Below are 8,854 nucleotides of genomic sequence, written 5' to 3'. Positions count from 1 at the left end.
GGATCGAACCGCCGACATTCTGCTTGTAAGGCAGACGCTCTACCAACTGAGCTAAGCGCCCTTAACGTCTTTATCGTTTGTGAGGTGCATTATAGAGAATCTTTACAGGCTGTCAAACGCTTTTCGGCTTGTTTTCGCTTTTTTGCAATCGAGTGATTAAAAAATAGGTCAAATGGTATAAAAACAAGTATTTTCTGTATGTTATTTAACATATTTGCGAAAATTAAAATGATTATTCGCTAAATTTCTTTTCCTCAAAATACACATTTTCTATGATTAATCCCCTTCTTCTATTAAATACTCATATTTTAAATTACAGCGTTGAATACTCAATAAAATAACTTTGCACATTTTAACAGCTATTTTTATATTTCAAGTTTATGTTCGGAAATATAAACCAGTGCATTGCAATCAATTAGTTCAAATAACTCTATGACATCCGTATTACGCATACGAATACAGCCATGCGACATCGGCATCCCCATTGGTTCACTATCTGGTGTTCCATGAATATAGATATAACGTTGATAGGTATCGCAGCCTTCCCCGCGATTGAAGCCCTCTTCTAAACCACTCAGCCATAAAATCCGAGACAAAATCCAGTCCCGCTCAGGAAACTGCTTGGCTAAATCGGTGTCGTAAACTTCCCCTGTAGGCTTTCGAGCAATAAAAACGGCATTTTGAGGTTGCTCAGCACCATGCTTCTCAGCAACCAGATGCCAACCTCGCGGAGTTTTACCACTATTTTCAGTTTCGCCAATACCATTTTTTCCTGACGAGATCAGATAAAATTTATTCTTTTTAGGCAGCATTAAAGTCTGTTCAGCCAGATCAATCAAGACGTCTGCATCTGCAATTACATAAGACATCAGTTGTCCTCTATTTGTTTTTTATCTATTACTGTATTGGGTTCTGGGCGTAACCATAACCATATTGCGACAAGTAGCATGGTGGTATTGGTAAATAATTTTACTAAAAATGGTGCATTGGTCAGTAGCATGATCAGCCCACTGATCAACATCATGATACTGGCAAACCACTTCGCTTTACGTGGTACAGTGCCATTGGCACGCCATGCTCTTAAAGTTGCGCCATATTTAGGATGGTTGAGTAACCAAGCATCCATTTGTGGCCAACCTTTAGATGCAGCCCATGCGGCCAAGATCAGAAAAACAGTTGTTGGCATACCCGGCAACAGTGCACCGATAAAGCCTAGGATGACAAAGATCACCACTAAACAACGCCAAAACAACGTTTTCATACCACTTTCCTGAGCACCGAATTGCGGTAGTATAAAGTGTTTTTTAATTTTATCCGTTGTCCTTCTGCATATTTAGCTTCTTTTTTAAGGCACTCACATGCATCTCATTTCACAGCATCAGTTGTTCGAACCTTGGCTCCAATTCAAACATCCATTGGTTCGCCAGTTAGCTTTTGCTGTAGCAAGTCCAAACATTTTGTCTGCGTTGCCGTTAGAGCTCGATCTACAATATACTTTTCATTTTCATCCCTCACAGATTTGGCAACAGCACTTTCAAACCTATTTACCTCGCCTTAAACAGCTCGATCAAGACCCGAAAGAACTTGAAGACTTTATGGCTCAACTGAAAAGTACCCGTCTGGGTCTGCGCTTTGAAATGTTCATGTGGTTTTGGTTATTGGATCATCGCTATCATGCCTATGAATTATTGGGTCATAGTATCCAAATCATTGATGGTGCACGTACTACGGGCGAGTTGGACTTTTTAATTAAAAATACCGAAACCAATCAAATCGAGCATTGGGAAGTTGCGTTGAAATATTATTTAGGTGAAACAGATCTGAGCTTAACCACATGGTATGGCTTGAATCGTACCGATACTTTAAACCGAAAACTAAAACACTTTACCCATAAACAGTTTCAATTCCAGCAAGCTTTAGACACAGACATTCAGACGCGCTTTTCCGTTTTAAAGGGGCAACTCTTTCTCCCTCTAACAAATGGTTTCACGGCAGTTGATGCTTTAAATCAATACTCCCTTCCCGATTGGCTCAATCCAGACCGTCGACTAGGTACTTGGGGTAACATCATTCCAAAGGCCGACTTGAATTACTATCGCCTACAGCGTCAAGAGTGGATTTGCCCAAATGCGGAAGTCAGCAGCCAAAATGCACATTGGTGGACCAATGGCCTGTACTTACAAAATCAAAACAATCAGTTTTATATGTATAGAAATCCAAATTTGATTTTAACTTGATTTTGCAGAAGTTAGTTTATACAAAAATACATAACGCAACATACGCTTACTCATCTCCTGTAAAACGATGCTATTGTTTAAAGTGTTTATTTTTTAATCTTAAACAACATCAGAACAAAATCATTTGATGAATACACTAAAAACTTTGGAGACAGCGATGAAAAAAATTGTTTTAGGTTCACTGGTGATGCTTTTTGTTTTAACAGGCTGTAATACTGTAGCTGGTGTGGGTAAAGATGTGTCCAAAGTAGGAGATGTCGTGACCAACTCTGCTGATAAAACTGCTGATAAATTATAATCCGCTTGTAAGCCCCATAGACCTTATCTAAACGATAAGGTTTTTTTATTGCTAAGTTTCGCATTCCAGAGATTAATCGCCTATTATAGTGCCGACTGTTTTATTGACTTTGAAATGCGCATGACCTCTTCTGCTACTCTCGATTTAAGCCTCCAACTTTTACGTCAGCCATCGGTTACACCTGTGGACCACAACTGTCAAAATATTATGGCTGAACGCTTAAAAAAAATTGGTTTCAACATTGAGTCTATGCGCTTTGATGATGTTGATAACCTATGGGCACGAAAAGGCACTGAAGCACCTGTATTCTGCTTTGCGGGTCATACCGATGTCGTTCCTACAGGTAATTTAGATGCTTGGAACTCAGACCCATTTGCCCCTGAAATTCGTGATGGCAAGCTTTATGGTCGTGGCAGTGCAGACATGAAAACTGCCTTGGCTGCAATGGTGGTTGCTTCTGAGCGCTTTGTTGCAAAACACCCAAATCATAAAGGCTCAATCGCCTTCCTCATCACATCAGATGAAGAAGGCCCATCGATCAATGGCACGGTCAAAGTGATCGAAACACTCGAAGCCCGTAATGAAAAAATGAAGTGGTGTTTGGTGGGTGAACCTTCAAGTACCCATCAATTGGGTGATATTGTTAAAAATGGTCGTCGTGGTTCACTCAATGCAGTACTGACTGTCAAAGGAAAACAAGGTCACGTGGCTTATCCACACTTGGCCATTAACCCGATTCACATGGCGTCTAAAGCCGTTGCTGAACTTTGTGATACGGTTTGGGATCAGGGCAACGAATACTTCCCTGCGACGTCGTTCCAAGTGTCAAATATTCAAGCTGGCACAGGGGCAACCAATGTCGTTCCAGGCACCATGACCGTGACTTTCAATTTCCGTTATTCAACTGAATTGACCGCTGAGGAATTAAAAGCACGTGTTTTAGAAATTTTGGATCGTCATGGTTTAGTCTACGACATTAAATGGACACATTCAGGCTTACCGTTCCTGACGCCAGTGGGTGAGTTGGTGAATGCAGCTAAAAATGCCATTCGTAATGTGACTGGTGTAGAAACTGAGCTTTCAACCTCAGGCGGAACATCTGATGGTCGCTTTATTGCTCCTACAGGTGCTCAAGTACTTGAACTTGGTGTTCTCAATGCCAGCATCCATCAAATTGATGAGCATGTGAATGTCGCTGATCTGGAACCACTTGCTGAAATTTACGAACAAATTTTAGAAGGCCTTTTGGCATAAGCATTCAAACTCACATAAAAAAGGAACTCAGTTGAGTTCCTTTTTTATTACATTCAAACTTAAGCTTAAAGACCTAAACTCGCCTGAATTTTATTTAAATTCGGTACGTGGTAAGTCTCATCCCCCATACGCACTAACTGGAAAATGGTGGGATCATTCACAGGGCTTTCATCATCAACAATTTCAGAAATACGCAAACGAATTGACTTCGGCATTTCATTACACATCAAAGCAAAGCGCTGAGAAGCATCATCCCCCTCAATTACCAGCGCCACACCTTCCGTTTGGTCTGGACGGTTGATGGCATAAACAGGCAAATGTAGATCATGCCATTCCACCGTTTTCACTTGCGTATCACTATCGAGCGCTGAAAGTACAATATTTTGTGGCAAGAGCATGGGGTTTTTACCATGACATTCAATAATATAAGCATCAATAAAACCTGTTGATACTGTAATCAGATATTGCAATTCTTGCTGACTGATTTGCTCATTCATGCTCTTTGAAACATTTGCATTCATTTATTTACCCCTGATTTTCAGCCAATAGCTGCTGAATGTTGGCAAGTAATTCTGCCTCTTGGAATGGTTTGCCCATGTAGTGCGTCACACCCAAGCTGAAAGCACGTTCACGGTGTTTTTCACCCGTACGCGATGTAATCATAATAATCGGCAAGTTCTGGTGAATTTCATGGTGACGAACCAAGTTCGTTACTTCGAAACCATCCATACGTGGCATTTCAATATCCAGCAACATCAAGTCTGGTTTAACGCTCTCCAACTGCTCCATCGCATCGACACCGTCTTTAGCAGTCACAATATCAAAGCCTTGGCGCTCTAATAAGCGCGATGTGACCTTACGAACCGTGACCGAGTCATCCACAATCATCACTAAACGACGCATATCCTGATGACGACCAAAGTCACGGTGATCGGCTGCATGCGTTACACGCTTGGTACTTAAAATCTGACGTGCGATGTTCTGACCATCTAAAATCAAGCAGACATGACCATCACCCAAAATCGTTGCACCCGCAATTGCACCAATGCTGGCAAACTGTTGTCCAACGGGCTTCACTACAATTTGCGCACGTGAACCAATCAGCTGATCAACCAATAAGGCAATGGTTTGTCCACTATTGCCTTTAATCAATAACACCGGCAATGAATGTCCAATATTACTCAAACGCGGAATCGGCTGATTGGATAAAAACTCAGATAAATAGCGCAGTTTATAACTCACACCATCAATTTTGAATTGGTCATCTTTACTGTGGAAATAGTGATCCAATGCTGTTGGAGCAATACGCACAATACGATCAATCTGCGCCAATGGAATCGCATATTGTTGATCGCCTGCTTTCACCATCAAGGCATCACTCACCGCTACCGTAGTCGGTACGCGAATAATGAAGGTCGTGCCGAATCCAACTTCCGATTCAACCGTGACATGTCCACCCAGTGCTTTAATTTCACTTTGCACCACATCAAGACCGACACCACGTCCAGAAATTTGCGTCACTTCTTTGGCTGTACTGAAACCCGGATGGAAAATAAACTGTAAGATTTCCTGTTTATCCAACACTTGATCGGCTTTAATTAAACCTAAGTTTAGCGCTTTCGCTTTAATCGTGCTTTCATCAATACCTTTACCATCATCTTTAAAGCTGACGATAACGTCTGTACCTTGACGGCTAATGTTTAGTTCAATTTGGCCTGTCGCTGATTTTTTCGCAGCGCTACGTTGTTCCGCATCTTCAATACCGTGGTCGATTGCGTTACGTAGCATATGCTCAAACGGCGTAACCAAACGTTCAAGAATCGTACGATCCAACTCACCTTCGGTGTTATGAACGACTAATTCCGTTGGGCGGTTTAAGGTTGATGCGGTCTGACGCACAATACGCTGCAAACGCGGCAACATACGTGAAAACGGTACCAAACGTGTCCGCATTAAGCTTTCTTGAATCTCTGCTTGAATACGGGATTGTTGTAATAACAAGCCTTCCGCATCACGAATTTTCTCAGCCAAAGTGCTCTTGAAGTCGACCAAATCCGAAGCTGATTCGGCTAAGGATTTAGACAATTGATTCAGCGATGAATATTGGTCCATTTCCAAGGGGTCAAAGTCTGCGTAGCGCGAGTTTTCAGAACCATGCTTCGCAATAATTTGACTCTCAAGCTCGCCTTCCATTCGACGTAACTGATCTGCCAAACGCTTAATTGCAAGCTCCATCTCGTTCAACGTATTGCCGAGTTGACCTAAATCCATTTCAATACGTGAACGGTTAATTGCATTTTCACCGGACAGGTCGATCATTTTTTCAACCAAATCAGCTGAGATACGGATCATCTCATTACCGCCATCCAAGTGAGTCGTTTCTTTCCACTCACCCAGCATTGCTGGCGGCTCAGTACCATCACCCTGCACAAACTCAAAACTTGGTACCGCATTGAGTAAATCAATTTGAGTTACACGCGTCGGTAATTGCGCAATCACATCCACATAATCAATAGATGCTAAGCTGTTTTTCAAACCATCATAATTACTAAAATCACGTTTGAAGATGGCTTGTTTTAACCATTCAAATGCGGTTTGCAATAATGGGTCATACACGTTTGAACTGAAATTATGTACAGCAAATTGCTCAAATGTGGTTTCTAGTTCATAAGCAATCGCACCAACGGGTTCATTCTCCGCCATACGCGCGCCGCCTTTTAAGCTGTGCGCGGCACGTTGCAATTGTAGTAACACACTACGGTCACTACGTTGTTCAGTCCACTGTTTCAGTAAGCCATCCGTAGTCGCTAAAATTTCTTCAGCTTCTTCCAAGAAGGTTTCTTCAACAATTGATAAAAGACTAGCTGCTTCTTCTTGGACAAGTGACGGAGTATCCAGCTGTTCAACGACAGTAACGTCAGTGTTATCAACTACACTCGGCTCTTCAATCGCAGTTGCTGACTCAACAGCAGTTATTTCAACTTCAATTATTCTGTCTACATTAGATAAAGGTTCTTGAACTAGAGGTTGAGTCTCTTCAATTGCTGCGACAACCGCCTCAACCAAAGGCTCAGATACTGTAGTTGTAAAAGTCGTACCCTCAACTAAGCTCTGAATGTTATGCAGTACATTGATCGTCGCTGTTGCTGGATAATCAACCTTATCGGTACGAATGACCTGAATTCGGTCTGTGACGTCATCCTGTACTAAGCGAATGATGCTGATCAACTGTGGCGTTGTGGCTATTTGCTGACGAATCACACGCTCATAAATAGACTCTAATTCGTGTGCAATCGAACCAATAAAAGGTGCAGAAATCATATTGGCACCACCTTTTAAGGTGTGCAAATAACGCATTAAATTATTGAGTGCCGCGGTATCATTGCTATTTTTAGACCAAGTATTAAGATCCTGATCCATCCCCATCAATAATTCTTCAGCTTCTTCCAAGAAGATATCAAGCAAATCATCATCAAAATCGGTATTGGCTGTATTCGATTGCTTGTACTGATGATCCGATGCAATTTGCTGCGAAATCTGTGCAAGATCAAGGCTTGGTTGTGAAGTATTTCCAGAAATAACAGCCTCAGCAACCGGTTCAATTACCGTCGTCGAAGTCGATTCAACATCTTGCTGTACGAAGGCCATTAATTCATTCAGAACTTTATGTACATCTGCAGTCAGAATGACGCGCTGACCCGCAGCTAAAGTGTCAAATAAATGGATAAATTCTTGATGTGCCTGACCAAATAACTCGTATGCATAATCTACATTGAGTAATTCTGGCTTTTCCAGTAAGGCTTGATAACCAGCATATAGCTCAAAAGTAAAGTCATGAATTCCTTGAGCAGCACGGTTATTGGTGAATTCTAACAATTGTTTTGCTTGTTCACCTAAGTGCTGAATATAGTCTGGATATTCAACCTTAGCCCGCTGATCAAACTCAAACTCGGCATCAAGCAGCAGATCAATATTTAACTCGATCAGCTTCGAGACCATACCTTGTGGGTTTAGCTCATCATCTACGTCTTCTATACTGAAACCATAGTTATCCCAAGCCGTAGTGAACGTGGCATAAATCACGTCAAGCTGTTCGTTCGTACCACGCCCAAGCACATGTAAATAGTCACGTACAAATTCAGCATATTGGGTGAGTAAAGAGATTTCCTTCGAGGTAGAAACAATTTCTTCTTGTACCAAGGTTTTAAATAGATTTTCAACTTTTGAGCTAGCATTAAAGACATGCTCAATTTGCGCCATAGACGAACTACCGCGCAATGTATGTAAAGCGCGGATTAAACCATTGTAATCTTGTACTTTGGTTTCATCTGCATTTAAGAACTGATCGATAGTCGCTAAATGGTCTTCCGCTTCTTCAATGAAGATCGCTAAAGTTTCTTCAAGGACATCATGCACTTGATTATCCTGCTCAGAAGCAGCTGCAACTTGTGGCTCAGATTCAGCCACTTCAATATCACTCAGCTCTAATCCCGTCACGACATCATTACTATTTAGATGATTAGACAGTTGTAGCAACTCTTCTAGAGCAGGTTCTAAACTTTGATTTTGTTGTAATTGTTGTCCAATTAAAACCAGTGGTCGAAGGTCAAGATCAATCTTCTGTACCGCTTTGAATATCGGATACAGTTTAAATTGAAACAGTTTGAATACTGTTTTAGCAAATTTTTGAACCGTTGCTGTAAGCGGTACAGCCCCTGAAATCACACGATTTAAGGTGTCTTCAACTGCCCACGCCGTTTCACCTGCTGACTTTGCCCCTACCATACGACCAGAACCTTTTAAGGTATGGAAGTGACGACGTATGCTCAACAAGGTTTCTTGATGTGTCGGTTCAGCGTACCACTTTTCAAATAATGGATCTAACTCAACGAAGATTTCTTCAATTTCTTCAACAAAAATTTCAAGAATTTCTGCATCTTGATCTAGATAACTATCTTCCGGAAGCGTTGTCGTTTCAACTAAATGTTTTAATATTTCTTTCATAGCTAAGGCTTCTTGCGTTGTCAGCTACCCAAAAAAGGTGCATAAACTTCATTATAACCAT

Annotated in this window: 7 protein-coding genes; 3 read left to right on the top strand and 4 right to left on the bottom strand. The window is 41.4% G+C overall.

Annotated features, from left to right (window positions below):
- Positions 1–365: 365 nt before the first annotated feature.
- Both elsL and PTT44_RS11640 read right to left on the bottom strand, forming a co-directional pair.
- A complete protein-coding gene (elsL, locus tag PTT44_RS11645) occupies positions 366–869 on the bottom strand; it encodes a cell wall-recycling L,D-carboxypeptidase ElsL (RefSeq protein ID WP_168158361.1) in 504 nt (167 codons plus the stop codon).
- Positions 869–1,261 (bottom strand): YbaN family protein, encoded by a 393-nt coding sequence (locus PTT44_RS11640; protein WP_148826485.1) that lies wholly within the window; start codon positions 1,259–1,261, stop codon positions 869–871. Before PTT44_RS11640 ends, elsL begins: the two co-directional genes overlap by 1 nt.
- A gap of 97 nt (positions 1,262–1,358) precedes the next feature.
- On the opposite strand from PTT44_RS11640, the gene PTT44_RS11635 reads away from it, so the two are divergent.
- The 3 genes from PTT44_RS11635 to dapE all read left to right on the top strand — a co-directional run bounded on the left by PTT44_RS11635 (position 1,359) and on the right by dapE (position 3,789).
- Entirely contained in the window at positions 1,359–2,237 is an 879-nt protein-coding gene (locus PTT44_RS11635) for a DUF1853 family protein (RefSeq protein WP_168158362.1), read from the top strand.
- A gap of 157 nt (positions 2,238–2,394) precedes the next feature.
- Positions 2,395–2,535 carry an entericidin A/B family lipoprotein gene (locus PTT44_RS11630; RefSeq protein ID WP_087010462.1) on the top strand — a complete coding sequence of 47 codons (141 nt, stop codon included), beginning with the start codon at positions 2,395–2,397 and terminating at the stop codon, positions 2,533–2,535.
- 120 nt (positions 2,536–2,655) lie between these two features.
- Complete coding sequence (gene dapE / locus PTT44_RS11625) at positions 2,656–3,789, top strand: succinyl-diaminopimelate desuccinylase (protein WP_026056444.1); 1,134 nt, start codon at positions 2,656–2,658, stop codon at positions 3,787–3,789.
- Positions 3,790–3,854: 65 nt separating this feature from the next.
- On the opposite strand, the gene PTT44_RS11620 is transcribed toward dapE, so the two are convergent.
- Positions 3,855–4,310, bottom strand: coding sequence for a hypothetical protein (locus PTT44_RS11620; RefSeq protein WP_114837795.1), 456 nt, complete (start codon positions 4,308–4,310; stop codon positions 3,855–3,857).
- Between the two features lie 4 nt (positions 4,311–4,314).
- Positions 4,315–8,793: a hybrid sensor histidine kinase/response regulator gene (locus tag PTT44_RS11615; RefSeq protein WP_168158363.1), complete on the bottom strand. Its 4,479-nt coding sequence runs from the start codon at positions 8,791–8,793 to the stop codon at positions 4,315–4,317.
- Positions 8,794–8,854 lie beyond the last annotated feature (61 nt).

The organism is Acinetobacter sp. Gutcm_16, assembly GCF_028649355.1.
Lineage (GTDB): Bacteria > Pseudomonadota > Gammaproteobacteria > Pseudomonadales > Moraxellaceae > Acinetobacter > Acinetobacter johnsonii.
Note: the sequence above shows the minus strand (reverse complement) of the source record. Positions and strands in the feature narration are given on the sequence as shown.